Source organism: Chromobacterium sp. IRSSSOUMB001, assembly GCF_023507765.1.
In the GTDB taxonomy this organism is placed as follows: domain Bacteria; phylum Pseudomonadota; class Gammaproteobacteria; order Burkholderiales; family Chromobacteriaceae; genus Chromobacterium; species Chromobacterium haemolyticum.
The window spans coordinates 133,620-149,800 of record NZ_JALCYU010000012.1 but is presented as its reverse complement, the minus strand read 5'-3'; the positions used below and the strand labels follow the sequence as shown (position 1 = coordinate 149,800).

Sequence of the window (16,181 nt, the reverse complement as noted above, 5' to 3'; positions counted from 1 at the left end):
GATGAACACAACAGGACTCGCCAAGGGCCGCGGGCCGTTGCGGGTGGGCATAGGCGGGCCGGTGGGCTCCGGCAAGACCCACCTGACCTGGGCGCTGTGCGCGGCGCTGCGCGATAAATACAATGTCGCCGCCGTGACCAACGACATCTACACCCAAGAAGACGCGCAATTCCTAGTCCAGCATCAAGCGCTGGAGGCGGACCGCATCATCGGCGTGGAAACCGGCGGCTGCCCGCACACCGCCATCCGTGAGGACGCGTCGATCAACCTGGAGGCGGTGGCGCGGCTGAACGCCCGTCATCCCGGCCTGGATATCATCTTCATCGAAAGCGGCGGCGACAACCTGGCCGCCACTTTCAGCCCGGAGTTGTCCGATCTGACGCTGTACGTGATCGACGTGTCCGCCGGCGACAAGATTCCGCGCAAGGGGGGGCCGGGCATCTGCAAGTCGGACCTGCTGGTGATCAACAAGATCGATCTGGCGCCGTTGGTGGGGGCCTCGCTGGACGTGATGGCGCGCGACGCCGGCCGCATGCGCGGCGAGCGGCCCTTCGTTTTTTCCAATCTCAAGCTTGGTCAGGGTTTGGCCGACATCATCGCCTTTGTCGAAACCCAGGGCATGCTGCAACTCAACGTCTCAGGAGCCGAAAATGACTCTCTTGCGTAAACCTCTGTCGGCCGCGCTGGCCATATTGCTGGTCAGCGGGCTGGCCCAGGCTCACCCCGGTCACGCCGTCGCCGGTTTCTCCAGCGGCCTGGCGCATCCGCTTGGCGGGCTGGACCACCTCTTGGCCATGCTGGCGGTGGGCTTGTGGTCGTGGCGGCTGGGCGGCGCGGTCCGATGGCAAGGACCGCTGACCTTCATGGCTTTGCTGGCCGTTGGCGGCGTCCTGGGTTGGCTGGGCGTGAGCACGGCGGCGCTGGAAAGCGGCATCGCCGCCAGCGTGATCGCGCTGGGCTTGCTGCTGGCCTTCGCCTTGCAGCCGCGACGGGGGCTGGCCTTGACGGCGATTGCCGGTTTCGCCTTGCTGCATGGCATCGCCCATGGTCAGGAGATGCCGCACGACGCCTCCGGCTTGGCTTACGCCGCCGGTTTCGTGCTGGCTTCCGGCCTATTGCACGCGGCCGGCTTGTTGTTGGGACAAACGGAAGCGCGCTTTGCGCTGGGCGAACGGCTGGGCCGCGTTGTCGGCGGCGGCATCGCCCTGTGCGGAGCGCTGATGCTGGGCGGCTGGGTCTAATAGCGCGGCAAGGCAGGGCGCCGGCGGGTAAGCGGCCATCTTGTCAATGAAAAAACGCCGGCAAGCCGGCGTTTTCCGCTGAGACGGCCAGGGGCCGGTTCAGGCCTCCGCGTTGCTGTGGGCGACTACGTTGAAGCCTTCCTGCGGGCTGGGCGGCACGAAGTAGCGAGTGATGTGGTCGAACTCCGCTTCGCTGACGCTGAACGGGTGGGCGCCCTTGGCGTTGCGCTGACGCAGCCGCGCTTTGCAGGCTTCGTCGCTGACGTCCAGCAGGTGCAGCTGGTGCGCCGCGCCGCTGGCGTCGATCAGCTCGCGCATCCAGCGGCGGCTGTCCAGTGTATTGGCCGGCATGTCCAGCACCACGGACAGGCCTTGGCGCAGCAGGGCGGCGATGTGGGCGGTCAGCGCCTGTTTGAGCGACTGCGAGCGGCGCACGTAGTCGGTCATGGTACGGATCTCGCCAGGGTAAAGCTGGGCCAGCCATTCGTCCTCGCTGATCAGTACGGTGCGAGCTTGTTTGGCCAGGTTGCGGGTCAAGGTGGACTTGCCCGCGGCGATCTTGCCGCAAACCAGATGCAGCGTCGCCGCGGCCGTGTCTTTGGATTGTTCATTGCTTGGCATGGCAGTCTCCTGGTGGTGGCTCATATGAAAAAACCCGCCGTGTGGGCGGGTTGCCGGGCTTCGTCTGGCCGCGTGCTAACCCGCCCCGAAACGGGCGTTAATCCAATCTTGGCTGGCATAGGGGACGAAACGGCGCATAGTGGGCTTATGGTCGCCGCTTGAGGCTTGCTTGTCAAACCGCGGAGGCGGGCCGGCCGCCGCAATATCCGGTAAACTGCGCCGATGTGCGTCAACTATCTATGTCCCCATCCCGATCAACTACCGCTGTTCGGCGTAGAGCCTGGCGGGCTGGTTTGGCAGGAAGAGGCCTGGCAGGACTACGCCGCTCCCTTCATCGTGGCCGGCCGCCAGGGCCTGGAGCTGCGGCTGGGCAATTACGGGCTGGTGCCCAAACGCCATCAACCGGACGGCCTGCGGTTGTCCACCACCAACGCGCGCTCGGAAACCGTGGCCGAGCTGAAAAACTTCCGCTACCCGTGGCGGGCCGGTCAGCGTTGCCTGGTGCCGATGCGGGCCTTCTTCGAACCTTCGTATGAAACCGGCCGCGCGGTGCGCTGGCGAATCGGCCTGGCCGACGATGCTCCGTTCGCGGTGGCCGGGTTGTGGCGGGCGTGGTCGGAGCCGGATGGCTCAATCAGCCACGCTTTCACTCAGTTGACGGTAAACGCCGAGGCGCACGCGCTGATGCGCCGCACGCATAAGCCGGAGGACGAAAAGCGTTCGCTGGTGATTGTGCGGCCGGAGGATTACCTGGTCTGGCTGACGGCGCGCCGCCCTGACAACGCGCATCGCTTGCTGCGGCTGTTTCCGGCGGAGGAGATGCGCGCCGAGGACGCGCCGCTGGCGCCGCGCCAGGGCGGGCCTAAGCCGGCGCCTCAGCCGCTGCCGCGTACATTGGGTTTGTTCGACTGAGCGTCGGCGGTCGTTCATGCTCTTCCTCTTTGCCTTGTGAATCACGAGGAAGAGCGTGAACCGGTTTTTAGATCATCGCCTTCGGATCCACCCACTGGTCAAACTGCTCCGCCGTCACATAACCCAGTTCCAGCGCCGCTTGCTTGAGGGTGCCTCCGTTGGTGTGGGCCAGCTTGGCGATGGCGGCGGCCTTGTCGTAGCCGATGTGCGGATTGAGCGCGGTGACCAGCATGAGCGATTGCTCCAGCAATTGCTCGATGCGAGGGCGGTTTGCCTGCATGCCGCGCACGCAATGATGGTTGAGGCTGTCCATGCCGTCGGCGAGCAGGCGCACGCTTTGCTGGAAGTTGTGCGCGATCAGCGGCTTGAACACGTTCAATTCGAAGTTGCCGGAAGCGGCGCCGATGGATAGCGCCACGTCATTGCCCAGCACTTGGCAGCACAGCATGGTCACCGCCTCGCACTGGGTGGGGTTGACCTTGCCCGGCATGATGGAGCTGCCTGGTTCGTTTTCCGGAATCAGCAGTTCGCCCAGGCCGCTGCGCGGGCCGGACGCCAGCCAGCGGATGTCGTTGGCGATCTTGATCAAGGCGGTGGCCAGTTGCTTGAGCGCGCCGTGCGAGTGCACCAGCGCGTCGTGCCCGGCCAGCGCGGCGAATTTATTGCCGGCGCTGACAAAGGGCAGGCCGCAAGCGCGGTTGAGTTCGGCCGCAACGCGCGGGCCGAACTCCGTGTGGGTATTGAGGCCGGTGCCCACGGCAGTGCCCCCCACGGCCAGTTGGTAGAGGCCGGGCAACGCGGCGCGGACGGCGTGTTCCGCTTGCTCCAGTTGATCCACCCAGCCTGACAGCTCCTGGCCCAAAGTCAGCGGAGTGGCGTCCTGCAAATGGGTGCGGCCGATCTTGACGATGTCGGCGAAAGCGGCCGCTTTGTCCACCAGCGCGGCGCGCAGCCGGCTCAGCGCCGGTAGCAGCCGGTCATGCACCGCGCGTGCGGCGGCCACGTGCATGGCGGTGGGATAAATATCGTTGGAGGATTGGCCGCGGTTGACGTCGTCGTTGGGGTGGACGAGCCGACCGGGGCCGCGCTCGCCGCCCAGCAGTTCCGAGGCGCGGTTGGCCAGCACCTCGTTCATGTTCATATTGGTTTGAGTGCCGGAGCCGGTTTGCCATACCGACAGAGGGAAGGCGTCCGGGTGTTTGCCGGCCAGCACTTCGTCGGCGGCGGCGACGACGGCGTCGGCCTTGTTCGCAGGCAGCTTGCCCAGCTCGCGGTTGGTCAACGCGGCGGCGCGCTTGACTTGGGCCAGCGCCAGGATCAGTTCCTGCGGCATGGTTTCGTTGGATATGGCGAAGTGGCCGAGCGAGCGCTGGGTTTGCGCGCCCCACAGCGCATTGGCTGGGACTTCGATGTCGCCGAAGGAATCGTGTTCTATTCTGTGTGTCATGGCATGCCTTTCGCACGGGAATGAGGTTTCGATTGTATGCCAAATGCAAGGCAAGGGCTGAACCATTGACCTGTTTCAGGGTCTGTATACGAGGCGGAGCACCTCGGACTGGCCGCTTTTCGAGGTGTTCCCATCGTTTTGGCCTTTGAGAGTGTGTTAACGATCTCGCGAGAAAAAGCGAGACAAGACGAAAACAGCGGAGAAAGCGGCACGTACATGGGGTACATGAGCATTTCGACACTGTACTCACCGTGTCGCGTCTGACGAATCGCAGCAGATCGTAAACAGGTTCTTGGCTTGCATCTTGGCTTTCAACAGGAGTCCACCATGTCGCTTCGTTCCGAATCCACTTTGCGTTCCTTTACCCTGGCCTCGGGCCAGTCCTGTCAATTTCATTCGCTGCCGGCCCTGGCGGAGCTGGGTATCGGCGATGTCAGCCGGCTGCCGGTGTCGCTGCGCATCGTGCTGGAGTCCTTGCTGCGCCATCTGGACGGCCAGCACGTCGGCGAGGAACATGTGCGCCAATTGGCGGGCTGGCGGCCGCAGGCGCCGCGCAGCGAGGAGATCCCCTTTGTGGTGGCGCGCATCGTGTTGCAGGATTTCACCGGAGTGCCGCTGCTGTGCGATCTGGCGGCGATGCGCTCGGTGGCCGAGCGCTTCGGCAAGCCGCCCAAGCGCATCGAGCCGCTGGTGCCGGTGGATCTGGTGGTGGACCACTCGGTGCAAGTCGACCACTTCCGCGAGAACAACGCTTTGGACCTTAACATGAAACTGGAATTCCGCCGCAACGCGGAGCGCTACCGTTTCATCAAATGGGGAATGCAGGCCTTCGACACCTTCAAGGTGGTGCCGCCGGGCATCGGCATTGTGCACCAGGTGAACCTGGAATATCTGGCGCGCGGGGTATTGAGCAAGGACGGCGTGTATTACCCGGACAGCCTGGTGGGCACGGATTCGCACACCACCATGATCAACGGCCTGGGCGTGGTGGGCTGGGGCGTGGGCGGCATCGAGGCGGAAGCCGGCATGTTGGGTCAGCCGGTGTATTTCCTGACGCCGGACGTGGTGGGCGTGCATTTGAAGGGCAGGCTGCGCGAGGGCGTGACCGCCACCGACTTGGTGCTGACCGTCACCGAGCTGCTGCGCAAGGCGCAGGTGGTGGGCAAGTTCGTGGAGTTCTACGGCGCAGGCGCGGCCTCGTTGACCTTGCAGGACCGGGCTACGCTGGCGAATATGGCGCCGGAGTACGGCGCCACCATGGGTTTCTTCCCGCCGGACGAGCAGACCGCCGCCTATCTGACCGCCACCGGACGCAGCGAAGCGGAGGTGGACGCGTTCCGCCGCTATTTCGAGGCGCAGCAGATGTTCGGCATGCCGCAAGAGGGCGAGATCGATTACAGCAGCGTGTTGGAACTGGACCTGGCCATGGTGGTGCCCAGCGTGGCCGGGCCGCGCCGTCCGCAGGACCGCATCGCCTTGCCGGAGCTGAAGCCGCGCTTCACCGAGCTCTTGCATCAGCCGGCCAAGGCCGGCGGCTACGGCAAGAACGAGGCTGGCGGTTTCAGCGGCAAGCTGCGGCACGGCTCGGTGCTGATCGCGGCTATCACCTCCTGCACCAACACCTCCAACCCGGGGGTGATGCTGGCCGCCGGCTTGCTGGCGCAAAAGGCGGTGGCGCGAGGGCTGAGCGTGGCCAGCCATATCAAGACCTCGCTGGCTCCCGGCTCGCGGGTGGTGACGGACTACCTGGGCAAGGCGCATTTGCTGGCGCCGCTGGAGCAACTGGGTTTCCGCGTGGCCGCCTACGGCTGCACCACTTGCATCGGCAACGCCGGCCCGCTGGATCCGGAATTGGAGAACGAGGTCAGCGGTCAGGATTTGATCTGCGCTTCGGTCTTGTCCGGCAACCGCAACTTCGAGGCGCGCATCCATCCGGCAATCAAAGCCAACTTCCTGATGAGTCCGCCGCTGGTGGTGGCCTTCGCCATCGCCGGCCGGGTGGACATCGATCTAGAACATGAGCCGCTGGGCGTTGGCGTGGATGGCAAGCCGGTGTACCTGCGCGATATCTGGCCCAGCCAGCAGGAAGTGGGAGAGGCTTTGCTGCAAGCTACGGACGCGGCGACTTACCGCCGGCTGTACCAGGATTTTGCCAGCGGCAACCCCTTGTGGAACGACATTGCCGCCAGCGTGGGCGAGGTCTACGGTTGGGAGCCGTCCAGCTATATCGCGGAGCCCCCGTTCTTCCAGGATTTCGCGATGCAGCCCACGGCGCAGCCGCCTATCCGCGGCGCGCGCGCCTTGGCGATCTTCGGCGATTCGGTGACCACAGACCACATCAGCCCGGCCGGCTCGATCAAGCCCAGCTCGCCGGCCGGCCTGTATCTGCAGGCGCAGGGCATCACGCCCGGCGATTTCAACAGTTACGGCTCGCGCCGAGGCCATCACGAGGTGATGATGCGCGGCACATTCGCCAACGTGCGCATCCGCAACCTGATGCTTGCGCCGGATGCGGACGGCAAGCCGGTGGAAGGCGGCCTGACCCTGTTGCAGCCGGACGGCGAGCAGATGTCGATTTACGATGCGGCGATGACCTATGTGCGCGCCGGCACGCCGACGCTGATCTTCGCCGGCGAGGAGTACGGCACCGGCTCCAGCCGCGATTGGGCGGCCAAGGGCACGCGGCTGCTGGGCGTGCGCGCGGTGGTGGCCAAGAGCTTCGAGCGCATCCACCGCTCCAATCTGGTGGGCATGGGGGTGTTGCCGCTGCAGTTCCTGGACGGCGACAGCGCCGCCGGCCTCAAGGGCGACGAAACCTTCGAGCTGCGCGGGCTGGAGGACGGTATCGAGCCGCGGCAGCGGGTGCGCCTGCTGATCCGCGACGCAGCCGGGGGCGAACGTGAACTGCCCTTGCTGCTGCGCATCGACACGCCGGTGGAGGTGGATTACTACCAACACGGCGGCATCCTGCCTTATGTGTTGAGGCAGTTGCTGGCCTGAGCGCCGTATTTTGAACGGCGCTTAATGAACAACAGCCGCTCAAAGCGGCTGTTGTTCATTGGTGGCGCAGCGCGGATTCAGCTGCGGCCCAGCTTGAAGTTTTGCCACAAGCGGCCGTAGATGCGCAGGGTTTCCTGACCCACGCTCTTTTGGATGAAACTATTTTTCAAGTCTTCGGCGTTGGGGAAGATGGAGCGGTCGTTCAAGTACTGCTTGTTGACGAACTGCCGCGCCGGCAGGCTGCCGGGGGCGAAGGTCACGGTGTTGGCGTTGTCCGCGGCGATCTTGGGATCCAGGCTGTAGTTGATGAAGGACAGCGCATTGGCCACGTTCTTGGCGTCTTTGGGGATGGCCATGCTGTCCACCCAGATGGCCACGCCCTGTTTGGGCATCAGCGGCACCACTTTGACGCCGTTCTTGGCGTCCACGGCGCGGCGCTTGGCGATGTTGAGGTCGCCGCCGTATCCCATGGCCAGACAGACTTCGCCGCTGGCCATATCGTTGATGTAGCCCGAAGAGGAAATGCGGGTCACGCTGGCGCGAATGGCGTTGAGCTGCGGCATGATGGCGCGATAATCGGCTTCCTTGGTGCTACCCGGATCCTTGCCGAAGTAGTGCAGCGCCATCGGGAAGAATTCGGACGGGGAGTCCAGGATGCTGACACCGCAGGATTTGAGCTTGGATACGTATTCCGGTTTGAACAGCAGGTCCCATTCATTGGCCGGCAATTTGCCGCCCAGCGCCTTTTTCACTTTTTCCTCATTGATGCCCAGGGTGATCACGCCCCAGAAATACGGCACCGCGTATTTGTTGCCCGGATCGGACACTTCCATCATTTTCAGCAGCGCCGGGTCGATGTTCTTGTAATTGGGGAGCTTGCTCTTGTCCAGCGGCTGAAACAGGCCGGCCTTGATGCCCAGGCCCAGCACATTGTTGGACGGCACCACTAGGTCGAAGCCGGAGCGGCCGGTCATCAGCTTGGCGTTGAGGGTTTCCATGCTGTCGTAGACGTTGTAATTGACCTTGACGCCGGTTTGCTTGCTAAAGCCTGGCACGGTGGTGGGGGCGATGTAGTCGGACCAGTTGTAGACGTTGACGGTATTGGCCTGAGCGAGGCCGGCGCCGGTCAGGCCGAGCGCGAGCAGACCGTGCTTCCAAGTGTTCATATTCTCTTCCTTCTCTCTCTTTGCGTGGTTCTTGCGATGCGTGTGGCCGGTAGGCCCGGCTCTAGCGCAAGGCGCCGGCGCGGGCCGGATCTTGCCGAGCCAGCATATCTCCCCAAGCGGGTGGCGTCTATTATTTTTGCCATTTGATGTTTTTGTGTTAATTATCTGCGTACTCCATGCAACCACGCCTGACGCGCGCGGTCCTGCCATAAGCGGGGCCGGCCGGCGGACACGGCGGGACGCGCGCATTCGCGCCGGGGCTTGCGCGCCGACGCGGACATAAAGACAACAAGGCGAGGGCCGACGTAGCGACGCGGTCCCGGAGCAAAGGAGATGCACCATGCGTAATGTTGACAACGCTTTGCCGGCCCCGGACGGGGGAGGCTTGAGCGCAAAGGGCTTGCCCGCCGGCTCCATCGGCATTCTCGGGCTGGTGGTGATCGGGATTTCCGTATGCGCGCCGGCGTACACGCTGACCGCGTCCCTGGGGCCGGCTGCCACCCAGGTGGGCAAGCAGATGCCGGCGGTGTTTTTCGTCAGCTTCATTCCCATGCTGTTGGTGGCCATAGGTTACCGCGAGCTGAACCGCGAGATGCCGGACGCAGGGACGTCCTTCACCTGGGCCACGCGGGCCTTTGGGCCATGGATAGGCTGGATCGCCGGCTGGGGGCTGGTGGTGTCCACGGTGCTGGTTCTGTCCAACACCGCCGCGGTGGCGGTGGACTTCATGTATCTGGCGCTGGGCCAGGCCTTGGAGCGGCCGGACATCGCGGCGCTGCCTGACGACGCGGTGGTGAACATCGCCTCCTGCCTCGGCTTCATGGCGGTGGCCACTTGGATTTCCTGTCGCGGTTTGCAATCCACCAAGCGGGTGCAATATGTGTTGGTGTCGTTCCAGGTATTGGTGCTGGCCTGGTTCGCTTGGGCGGCGTTCAGCGCCGCCGCCGACGGCGGTCATCCGTATTCCATACCGGTGGAGTGGAGCTGGTTCAATCCCTTCGCGGTGGAGAGCTTTTCCCAATTCGCCGCCGGGGTGGCGGTGTCCATCTTCGCCTATTGGGGCTGGGACACGGTGGTGACCATCAGCGAGGAAACCACGGGCGACAAACGCGCAAATCTGTCCGGCAAGGCCGCCACGCTGGTGATGGTGCTGCTGGTGGGCTCTTACGTGCTGATCAGCGCGGCGGTGGTGTCTTTCGCCGGCGTGGGCACCGACGCCACGGGCCTAGCAAACCCGGCCATCGCGGCCAATGTGTTCACCGCGCTGGCGGGGCCGGTGATGGGGCCGGCGGCCATCTTGCTGTCGCTGGCGGTGATGTCCAGCTCCGCCGCGTCCTTGCAATCCACCTTTATGTCGCCGGCGCGCACCATGCTGGCGATGGGCCATTATCAAGCTCTGCCGGCCAAGTACGCGGTGGTGGAGTCCCGCTTCAAGGCGCCGGCTTACGCCACCGTGGTGTCCGCGCTGGTGGCCTCTGTGTTTTACGCGGTGATGCGGGTGGTCAGCGAGAACGTGCTGTCCGACACCATTACCGCTCTGGGCATGATGGTGTGCTTCTATTACGGCCTGACGGCCTTTGCCTGCGTCTGGTATTTCCGCAAACAGGCGCTGACTTCGGCGCGCCATTTCCTGTTGCGCGGCCTGTGCCCGGGCTTGGGCGGCATCCTGCTGTTCGTCGCGCTGATCCGCACCACGCTGGACAGCATGGACCCGGCCTTTGGCAGCGGTTCTCATATCGGCGGCCTGGGCCTGGTGTTCATTTTGGGCGTGACGGTGGCGCTGACGGGCTTGCTGGTCATGCTGTACATGTATCGTAAATATCCGGCCTTCTTCCGCGGCGAGGTGCTGAAGAAGGGCACACCGGTGTTCAGTTTCGACGAAAATATCTGAGAACCTGTTTACGATCTGCTGCGCGTCGTGAAGCGTTACACGGCGAGTACAAGCTCAAAATGCTCATGTACCACGAGTACATTCCGCTTTTTCGCTCGTTTTCGCCTTGTCTCGCCTTAGCTCGCGAGATTTTGAACAGGTTCTGAGACTCTGAGGGCCGGCTGAGCGCGCGCAAATGAAAAAGCCGCCCGGAAGGGCGGCTTCGACATGGAGGGTGAGGCGGTTCAGATGCGGAAGAAGCGCACCGCTTGATGCAAGCGCTGGGCAATGTCGGACATGGAGTGTGAGCTGTCCGCCACATTGCTGACGATGGCGGTGTTTTCCTCGGCCATCTGCGCCACTTTTTCCATATTCTGCGCGATCTCGGTACTGGCCAGCTTCTGCTCCTGCACGGCGCTGACGATGGTGCCGGTGCTGTCGGTGGACTTGGCCACCGCTTGTTCGCCTTCCTGCAAGGCGTTTTCCACGGTGGAGACAAAGGACTGGCTGCTGCTTAGCGAAGCAAGGCTGGTGGTGATGGCGTCTTCCAGTTCCACCGACTGGGTGCCCAGAACGTGAGTGACCTGGTCGATTTCCTTAGCGGATTCAGCCGAGCGCTCGGCCAGTACGCGCACTTCGTCGGCCACCACAGCAAAGCCGCGGCCCAGTTCGCCGGCGCGCGCGGCTTCGATGGCGGCGTTGAGCGCAAGCAAGTTGGTTTGATCGGCGATGTCGCGCACCTGGCTGGTCATGCTGGTGATCTTACGGGTGTTGGCGACGAAGTTCTTCACCGCTTCGGCAATGCCGTTGACGGCTTTTTCGACATTGTTGACTTCCTTGATCAGCAAGCTGAGTTGGGCGGTGCCGTTCTTGGCGGTGACCAGGCTGGTTTGAGCGTGTTCGCGTACTTCCTGAGCGGCCTCGGCCACGTGGCTGATGCTGACGGTCAGTTCCTCCACGGCGGCGGCGGAGCTGGCGGCGGCCTGACTTTGCTGGTGGGAGGCGGTCAACACTTGTTCGGCGGATTCAGACAATTGGCTGGCCACGCTATTGGCTTCTTCCGCGCCTTGCTGGACGTTGCCGATGGCTTGCACCAACTGCTCGCGCATATCGGCCAGCGCGGCGATGACCTGGGCCGGCTCGTCCTTGCCGTCCGGTGTCAGCTCGATGCGCAGATTGCCGGCGGCCACTTCGCGCGCGGCTTCCACCGCGCTGTTCAGCGGGCGGGTGATGGAGCGGGTCAGCAGCCAGCCTATCAGCGCGGCCGCGGCCAGACAGATGGCGGTGATGGTCAGCGAGGTGGCGCGCACGGCGGTGGCGCTGGTTTCGGCATCTTTGCGGCTGTCCTGGGCGCGGTCCGCCAATGCCTTGCCCAGTGCTTCCACCTTTTGTTCCAACTGGTGGATCAGCGGGCGGTGCTGGTTGACCATGAAGGCTTCAGCTTCTTTGTTCTGGTTGGCCAGCGCGAAGGCCATCAGCTTTTGCGTGGGCGCGTCCAGCGCGGCCTGGGCCTGGCCCACGTCTTTGAGCAGGGCGGCGGTGGCCGGTATCGGCGGGAACTTGGCAAAATGGTCTTCCAATGCTTTTTCGGCGTTGTTGAAGGCCTTGATGGTCTGGTCGGTCTGTGCCTTGATCTCGGCCATCTTGGCCGGGTCGGTTTCAATGATCAGGTCGCGCGCGCCGATGCGCTGTTGTTGCAGGTGGTGATCCAGCTGCGCGACGATCAGCAGGGATTCCAGGCGGTTGTCGGTGATGTCCTCCATGCTGTCGCTGATGGAGGAGAGCCCGTTGAGCATGACCACACTCATGATCAGCACCAGGGCGATCAGCGCGCCGAAGGCGAGGGCGAGTCTTTGTCCAATGCGCAGGTTTTTCATCAGTTTGTCCCGTGGTGACTTTATTGTGGTGCTTCCAATTTAATATATTTATGAAGTGATCAAAAAGTGAATAATTACTTATAGGACAGCGGATAAAATTTTTGGAGACGTTTTTGCGATTCTGCGGAAAAACCATGGGCATGAGACGGGGCGATGGCAAGGCGGGCAGGGGGGCGGCCTGGCGACGTGGCTTATGCGATAGGTATGAAAAAAGCGGACCGGGGTCCGCTTGGTCTGCTTTGCCGCGGCGCGCGGCTTACTTCTGGATTTGCGCCTTGGCTTTGAGTTCGGCGATCAGCTTTTCCACGCGGCCGCCCATGATACGCTGGGTCAGTTGCGGGCGGATGTCGTCTAGCGCCGGCACATTGCGTTGCACGCGGGCGTCGTCCAGCTTGATCACATGCCAGCCGAACTCGGTTTTCACCGGTTTGGCGGTCACTTCGCCCTTGGACAGCTTGGTCATGGCTTCGGAGAACGGCGCTACGAAGGTGCCGGCTTCCTGCCAGTCCAGGTCGCCGCCCTTGTCCTTGCTGCCCGGATCCTGGGATTTCTCCTTGGCCAGCTTGTCGAAGGACTTGCCTTTCTTCAGCGCGTCGATCACCGCCTTGGCTTCGGCTTCGGTTTTCACCAAGATGTGGCGAGCGTGGTATTGCTTGGTTTCCGGCACGCTGGCCACCAGCTTGTCGTATTCGGCTTTCAGGTCGGCGTCGCTGACCGGGTTGGACTTTTCATAGTCCTTGATCAGGCGGTTGGCCAGCGCCATTGCTTGCATATTGGCCAGTTCGGCGGCGAATTCCGGCGATTTGTCCAGACCCTTCTTTACGGCTTCCTGGCGCAGCACTTCGGCGGTGACCAGTTGATCCTTGACCATGTCGCGCGCTTGCGGGTTGGCCGGCTGGCCCTGGGCTTCCATCATCTTGACCACGGCGTCGATGCGGGCGTCGGAAATGGCCTGGCCGTTGACGACCGGGCCGGCAACCACGATGGCGCTGCCGGCGAAGGCGGCGACGAGGGCGCTGGTCAGCAGGAGTTTACGCATATTCTTAGGTGTCCTGAAGGTTTGGTTTATTGGATCTTGGCCTTGGCGCGCAGGTCTTCCACTGCCTTGGCGATGGCTTCTTCTTGCAGTTGGCGGCCGATTTGCGGCTTGGCCTCATCCAGCGACGGAAGCTTGGCGTCACGAATGTCTTCCACCTTGAACACGTGCCAGCCCAGCGGGGACTGGTACGGTTTGCTGCTGGTCTGGCCTTTGCGGATGTCTTTCAGCGCGGCGGCCAGCGGCGGGTCCATGCGGTTGAGGTTGCCCCAGCCCATTTCGCCGTTGCTTTGCTTGGCGTTGGGGTCGATGGAGCGGGTTTTCACCAGTTCGTCGAACTTGGCGCCTTTTTTCAGATCGGCGATCACTTTCTGCGCGTCGGCCTCGCTCTTCAGCGTGATCTGGCGCGCGTGGATCTCCTTGCTGCCGGTCTGTTGGGCGGCGAGCTTGTCGTAGACGCTCTTGATCTGGGCGTCGCTCACCGGCGCTTGTTTGGCGATGTCGGCGAACAGCGCTTCTCGCAGCATTTCATTGCGGATGTCATCCAGGCGCTGGGTGAACAGCGGCTGCTTGTCCAACTGGCGCTTGCGCGCTTCCTGCAGGATGACTTCGCGGGTGATCAGCGAGGTTTTCAACTGCTCGCGCAATTCCGGATTGTCCTGAGCCTTGCCGCCGCTGCTTTGCACGATGTTGGCGACTGCGGCGTCCAGTTCTTTCTTGTCGATGGCTACGCCGTTGACCACGGCGATGGATTCCGCGGCGGCGGGCAGGGCGATGGTGGCGGCCAGCACGACGGCGGCGATGCGGGAAAGCTTCATGGGGTACCCCTTGGATGGAATCAAGTCAGATTTCTTCAGGCGTGAACGCTCTGATGGCCAGAGCGTGCACCTTGGTTTGCATCAAGTCGCCCAGCGTTTCGTAGATCAGCCGGTGGCGATGCACGCGGCTCAGCCCCTGAAAGCGGGCGCTGACAATGGTGAGTGTGTAATGCCCGCCGCCGTCGCGCGCGCCGGCGTGGCCGGCGTGCAGCGCGCTGTCGTCCTGAATATCCAGGTGTTCCGGCGTTAAGGCTTGCAAGGCGGAACGGAGGAGTTCAACCGTGGCGCTCATTGCGGCAATACCTTGAGGAAGGGTTTGACACTGACGCCGGCGTAGACGCCGGCCGCCACATAGGGATCCGCGTCGGCCCAGACCTGGGCGGCGTCCAGTGATTCGAACTCGGCGACGATCAGGCTGCCGCTGAAACCGGCGGGGCCGGGGCAGGCGCTGTCAATGGCGGGACAGGGGCCGGCCAGCACAAGGCGGCCGGCGTCCTGCAACGCCTGCAAGCGGGCAAGGTGGGCCGGGCGGGCTTCCAGCCGGCGCGGCAGCGAGTCTTCATGATCTTGGCCGATGATGGCGTAAAGCATTATTTCTTTTCCTCAATGTATTTGGAGAGGAACAGGCTTTGGGCGATGACGAAGGCCAGCATCAGGCCCAGGCCGCCAAACAGTTTGAAATTGACCCATACGTCTTCGCTGAAGCGATAGGCAACAAATAGATTGAGCGCGCCCATAAAGGCGAAGAAGCCCACCCAGGCCCAGGTCAGCTTGCGCCATACCGGCGCGGGGAGCTGCAACTGTTGGCCCATCATCAGCTTCAGGCCGTTTTTGCCCAGGAAGTCGCTGATCAGTAGGCCGGCGCCCATCACCCAGTACAGCACGGTGGGCTTCCACATGATGAAGTGCTTGTCGTGCAGCAGCAGGGTGGCTCCGCCCAGCACCACGATCAGGCCAAGGCTGACCCACTGCATGGTGTCCACCTTGCGGTGGCGCAGCCAAGTCCAGCCCACCAGCAAGGTGGTGGCGACGATGGCGACGCCGGTGGCGATGAACATGTCGCGGCTCAGCCAGTAAGTGGCGAAGAACAGGACGACGGGAAACAGGTCAGTGAAGAATTTCATGCGCACGATTATGGGGGCGGCCCGGCGGATATTCAAGCCGGGCAAGGGTTGAAGAGTTCAATGCGAAACGGAGGCTCGCCGGGCGTTTGCGCGCAGGGCGAGCCTGTTGCAAGGCAGCGTCAGCGCTGGGTTTGCTTGACCACGCTCATCGCGCTGGCCACTAGCGAGCTTACGTCGGCCACGTTGGCCGGCAGGATGATGGTGTTGTTTTCCTTGGCCAGTTTGCCGAAGGCGGCCACGTATTGCTCGGCCACTTTCAGGTTGACCGCTTCCAGCCCGCCCTCGGTGTGGATGGAACTGGCCACGCGCTTGATCGCGTCGGCAGTGGCATCCGCCACTAGGCGCAGCGCTTCGGCTTCGCCCAGCGCTTTGTTGATGGCGGCCTGTTTGTCGCCCTCGGAATTGTTGATGGTGGCTTGCATCTCGCCTTGGGATTTCTGGATCGCCGCTTCGCGCGAGCCGTTGGCCAGGTTGATCTGCTCCATCTTCAAGCCTTCGGACTGGGCGATGCGCGCGCGCTTTTCCCGCTCCGCGGTGATTTGCGCCTGCATCGCGTGCAGGATGTCCTGCGGGGGTACCAGGTCCTTGATCTCGTAGCGCAGCACTTTCACGCCCCAGTTGACGGCGGCTTCGTCCAGCGCGGCCACCACGGTCTGGTTGATCTCGTCGCGTTCCTCAAAGGTTTTGTCCAGCTCCATCTTGCCGATCACCGAGCGCAACGTGGTTTGCGACAGCTGGGTGATGGCGATGATGAAGTTGCTGGTGCCGTAGGAGGCGCGCTGGGCGTCGGTTACCTGAAAGTAGAGGATGCCGTCCACTTTCAACTGAGTGTTGTCGCGGGTGATGCAGACCTGGCTGGGCACGTCCAGCGGCACTTCCTTCAGGCTGTGCTTGTAGGCGATGCGGTCGATGAAGGGAACGATGATGTTGAGGCCAGGCGCCAGTGTGCCGTGGTAGCGGCCGAGGCGCTCGACGATGTAAGCGTTCTGCTGCGGCACCACGGCCAGTGATTTGAACACGAAGACGATGACAGCGGCGAGCAGGATCAGGGGCAGGAGTTCCATGGGTC

15 protein-coding genes are annotated in these 16,181 nt (G+C 63.2%); 5 read left to right on the top strand and 10 right to left on the bottom strand.

Annotated features, from left to right (window positions below):
• The first annotated feature begins 1 nt into the window (after position 1).
• Positions 2-667: an urease accessory protein UreG gene (gene ureG, locus MOV80_RS16775; protein WP_019101197.1), complete on the top strand. Its 666-nt coding sequence runs from the start codon at positions 2-4 to the stop codon at positions 665-667.
• Positions 651-1,241, top strand: coding sequence for a HupE/UreJ family protein (locus MOV80_RS16770; protein WP_019101196.1), 591 nt, complete (start codon positions 651-653; stop codon positions 1,239-1,241). The genes ureG and MOV80_RS16770 overlap by 17 nt, the downstream gene beginning before the upstream one ends.
• 99 nt (positions 1,242-1,340) lie before the next feature.
• Here the strand turns inward: MOV80_RS16770 and MOV80_RS16765 are convergent, their stop codons facing one another.
• Positions 1,341-1,862 carry an ATP-binding protein gene (locus MOV80_RS16765; protein WP_019101195.1) on the bottom strand — a complete coding sequence of 174 codons (522 nt, stop codon included), beginning with the start codon at positions 1,860-1,862 and terminating at the stop codon, positions 1,341-1,343.
• A 222-nt stretch (positions 1,863-2,084) separates the two neighbouring features.
• Between MOV80_RS16765 and MOV80_RS16760 the strand changes: the two genes are divergently transcribed.
• The gene (locus tag MOV80_RS16760) at positions 2,085-2,774 is read left to right on the top strand and encodes an SOS response-associated peptidase family protein (protein ID WP_019101194.1); all 690 of its coding nucleotides are present in this window, start codon (positions 2,085-2,087) and stop codon (positions 2,772-2,774) included.
• 67 nt (positions 2,775-2,841) lie between these two features.
• Here the strand turns inward: MOV80_RS16760 and fumC are convergent, their stop codons facing one another.
• Positions 2,842-4,221: a class II fumarate hydratase gene (gene fumC / locus MOV80_RS16755; protein WP_019100390.1), complete on the bottom strand. Its 1,380-nt coding sequence runs from the start codon at positions 4,219-4,221 to the stop codon at positions 2,842-2,844.
• Between the two features lie 327 nt (positions 4,222-4,548).
• Between fumC and acnA the strand changes: the two genes are divergently transcribed.
• Positions 4,549-7,221, top strand: coding sequence for an aconitate hydratase AcnA (gene acnA / locus MOV80_RS16750; RefSeq protein ID WP_118267263.1), 2,673 nt, complete (start codon positions 4,549-4,551; stop codon positions 7,219-7,221).
• Positions 7,222-7,298: 77 nt separating this feature from the next.
• Here acnA and MOV80_RS16745 read toward each other — a convergent pair whose 3' ends face one another.
• The gene (locus MOV80_RS16745) at positions 7,299-8,387 is read right to left on the bottom strand and encodes a polyamine ABC transporter substrate-binding protein (protein ID WP_118267265.1); all 1,089 of its coding nucleotides are present in this window, start codon (positions 8,385-8,387) and stop codon (positions 7,299-7,301) included.
• Positions 8,388-8,727: 340 nt separating this feature from the next.
• On the opposite strand from MOV80_RS16745, the gene MOV80_RS16740 reads away from it, so the two are divergent.
• Positions 8,728-10,278 carry an APC family permease gene (locus tag MOV80_RS16740; protein WP_118267267.1) on the top strand — a complete coding sequence of 517 codons (1,551 nt, stop codon included), beginning with the start codon at positions 8,728-8,730 and terminating at the stop codon, positions 10,276-10,278.
• Between the two features lie 224 nt (positions 10,279-10,502).
• Here the strand turns inward: MOV80_RS16740 and MOV80_RS16735 are convergent, their stop codons facing one another.
• From MOV80_RS16735 to MOV80_RS16705, 7 genes are all read right to left on the bottom strand, one after another.
• Complete coding sequence (locus MOV80_RS16735) at positions 10,503-12,134, bottom strand: methyl-accepting chemotaxis protein (RefSeq protein WP_019100386.1); 1,632 nt, start codon at positions 12,132-12,134, stop codon at positions 10,503-10,505.
• 256 nt (positions 12,135-12,390) lie between these two features.
• Positions 12,391-13,173 carry a peptidylprolyl isomerase gene (locus MOV80_RS16730; protein WP_019100385.1) on the bottom strand — a complete coding sequence of 261 codons (783 nt, stop codon included), beginning with the start codon at positions 13,171-13,173 and terminating at the stop codon, positions 12,391-12,393.
• A gap of 26 nt (positions 13,174-13,199) precedes the next feature.
• The gene (locus MOV80_RS16725; RefSeq protein WP_019100384.1) at positions 13,200-13,988 is read right to left on the bottom strand and encodes a peptidylprolyl isomerase; all 789 of its coding nucleotides are present in this window, start codon (positions 13,986-13,988) and stop codon (positions 13,200-13,202) included.
• A gap of 25 nt (positions 13,989-14,013) precedes the next feature.
• The gene (locus MOV80_RS16720) at positions 14,014-14,280 is read right to left on the bottom strand and encodes a BolA family protein (RefSeq protein WP_019100383.1); all 267 of its coding nucleotides are present in this window, start codon (positions 14,278-14,280) and stop codon (positions 14,014-14,016) included.
• Positions 14,277-14,579, bottom strand: coding sequence for a YciI family protein (locus MOV80_RS16715; protein ID WP_081574049.1), 303 nt, complete (start codon positions 14,577-14,579; stop codon positions 14,277-14,279). Before MOV80_RS16715 ends, MOV80_RS16720 begins: the two co-directional genes overlap by 4 nt.
• Positions 14,579-15,112, bottom strand: a complete 534-nt coding sequence (locus MOV80_RS16710) for a septation protein A (protein WP_043593525.1) — start codon at positions 15,110-15,112, stop codon at positions 14,579-14,581. Before MOV80_RS16710 ends, MOV80_RS16715 begins: the two co-directional genes overlap by 1 nt.
• Before the next feature lie 119 nt (positions 15,113-15,231).
• Positions 15,232-16,176 (bottom strand): stomatin-like protein, encoded by a 945-nt coding sequence (locus MOV80_RS16705; protein ID WP_043593526.1) that lies wholly within the window; start codon positions 16,174-16,176, stop codon positions 15,232-15,234.
• Positions 16,177-16,181: the final 5 nt, after the last annotated feature.

Bases quoted from the DNA above. Each gene is read 5' to 3' on its own strand.
- ureG (WP_019101197.1), top strand. From the start codon at position 2: ATGAACACAACAGGACTCGCCAAGGGCCGCGGGCCGTTGCGGGTGGGC.
- MOV80_RS16770 (WP_019101196.1), top strand. From the start codon at position 651: ATGACTCTCTTGCGTAAACCTCTGTCGGCCGCGCTGGCCATATTGCTG.
- MOV80_RS16765 (WP_019101195.1), bottom strand. From the start codon at position 1,862: ATGCCAAGCAATGAACAATCCAAAGACACGGCCGCGGCGACGCTGCAT.
- MOV80_RS16760 (WP_019101194.1), top strand. From the start codon at position 2,085: ATGTGCGTCAACTATCTATGTCCCCATCCCGATCAACTACCGCTGTTC.
- fumC (WP_019100390.1), bottom strand. From the start codon at position 4,221: ATGACACACAGAATAGAACACGATTCCTTCGGCGACATCGAAGTCCCA.
- acnA (WP_118267263.1), top strand. From the start codon at position 4,549: ATGTCGCTTCGTTCCGAATCCACTTTGCGTTCCTTTACCCTGGCCTCG.
- MOV80_RS16745 (WP_118267265.1), bottom strand. From the start codon at position 8,387: ATGAACACTTGGAAGCACGGTCTGCTCGCGCTCGGCCTGACCGGCGCC.
- MOV80_RS16740 (WP_118267267.1), top strand. From the start codon at position 8,728: ATGCGTAATGTTGACAACGCTTTGCCGGCCCCGGACGGGGGAGGCTTG.
- MOV80_RS16735 (WP_019100386.1), bottom strand. From the start codon at position 12,134: ATGAAAAACCTGCGCATTGGACAAAGACTCGCCCTCGCCTTCGGCGCG.
- MOV80_RS16730 (WP_019100385.1), bottom strand. From the start codon at position 13,173: ATGCGTAAACTCCTGCTGACCAGCGCCCTCGTCGCCGCCTTCGCCGGC.
- MOV80_RS16725 (WP_019100384.1), bottom strand. From the start codon at position 13,988: ATGAAGCTTTCCCGCATCGCCGCCGTCGTGCTGGCCGCCACCATCGCC.
- MOV80_RS16720 (WP_019100383.1), bottom strand. From the start codon at position 14,280: ATGAGCGCCACGGTTGAACTCCTCCGTTCCGCCTTGCAAGCCTTAACG.
- MOV80_RS16715 (WP_081574049.1), bottom strand. From the start codon at position 14,579: ATGCTTTACGCCATCATCGGCCAAGATCATGAAGACTCGCTGCCGCGC.
- MOV80_RS16710 (WP_043593525.1), bottom strand. From the start codon at position 15,112: ATGAAATTCTTCACTGACCTGTTTCCCGTCGTCCTGTTCTTCGCCACT.
- MOV80_RS16705 (WP_043593526.1), bottom strand. From the start codon at position 16,176: ATGGAACTCCTGCCCCTGATCCTGCTCGCCGCTGTCATCGTCTTCGTG.